At 50.3% G+C, this 1,334-nt stretch carries 1 protein-coding gene; it reads right to left on the bottom strand.

What is annotated here, in order from left to right; all coding sequences use genetic code 11:
* The coding region (locus N4310_RS08470) for a collagen-like domain-containing protein (protein ID WP_262092827.1) at positions 1-1,334 on the bottom strand (1,334 nt) is incomplete at both ends.

Below are 1,334 nucleotides of genomic sequence, written 5' to 3'. Positions count from 1 at the left end.
AAGGCTCCATTTCGGATATGATTGTAATTCCCGATATCCAAATCCCCTACAATGGACGCCCATCGATAAGCTTGAGGGTCTGTCGGATCAGCTTGATTATAGTCCGTAACTGTGCCGATAAATCTACGTCCATTTGAAGCTGTCGTGGAAAAATCTTTCCTCCCATCCTCACTGTTTGCATAAGCAATGTGGAAATAAGGAGTCCGTCCATCAGCACCTTTAGGACCAGGGACACCTTGGTCACCTTTTAGACCTTGAACACCACGATCCCCTCTGTCACCTTTAGGTCCTTGCGGACCACGGTCGCCTGCCATCTTAGTCCATTGATAAGAAGCTGGATTGGTACTGTCTGCTTGTGTGAAGTCAGTATAAGTCCCAATATAGGTCCTGCCATTTGCATCGGTCGTGCTAAAATTACTGCGACCATCAGAACTTCCTGCATAAGCGACGTGGAAATAAGGGGTCCTGCCATCCGCACCTTTAGGTCCTGGAGTCCCGTTGCGGCCATCAGCGCCTTTTATGAGAGTCCACTGGTACTTGGTCGGATCTGTAGAATCATTCTCGGTGAAATCCACATAGACTCCCATATAAGAACGATTAGCATCGGATACCGAAAAGGCCTGCCGTCCATCGGCGGAGTTAGCATAAGCGATATGGGTGTATTGGGTACGACCATCGGCGCCTCTCGCTCCAGCTATCCCTTGTGCTCCTTGTGGACCTTGCAAACCTTGAAGACCTCTTTCACCACGGTCACCTTTATCCCCCTTATCTCCTTTGTCCCCTCGGATTTTAGTCCAGCGGTATCGAGCTGGATTCGGGCTATCCGTTTCCTCAAAATCCACATACATGCCGATATAGGCTTTAGAGCCATTGGTAGTTTGCGAGAAACCACCACCAAGATTGGTGTCTGCATAGGCAATGTGGGTATACTGTGTTCGACCGTCGGCACCTTTTTGTCCTGGGATCCCTTGCGTCCCTTGAGGGCCCTGTAGACCTTGAAGCCCACGTTCACCTCGTGGTCCAATCGCTCCTTGGTCCCCCTTATCGCCTTTATCTCCCTTAACTCCTTGAGCGCCCTGTGGACCTCTCGCTCCAGTATCTCCTTTATCCCCTTTTGGACCTTGGGCGCCGTCTCTGCCATCACGGCCATTACGACCATCAGTGCCCTTCATCAATGCCCAGACGTAACTTGCTGGGTTAGTACTATCAGCCTGTACAAAGTCAGTATAAGTTCCAATATGAGTTCTGCCTGCTGCATCAGTTGTACTGAAGTTAGTCCGTCCGTCTGCCGAACTTGCATAAGCAACGTGGAAGTATGGTGTTCGACCATCTGC

The sequence above is a fragment of the Streptococcus danieliae genome (assembly GCF_025447695.1).
Taxonomy (GTDB): Bacteria; Bacillota; Bacilli; order Lactobacillales; family Streptococcaceae; genus Streptococcus; species Streptococcus danieliae.
The sequence above is the reverse complement of the archived record's forward strand: the minus strand, read 5'-3'. Positions and strand labels throughout refer to the sequence as shown.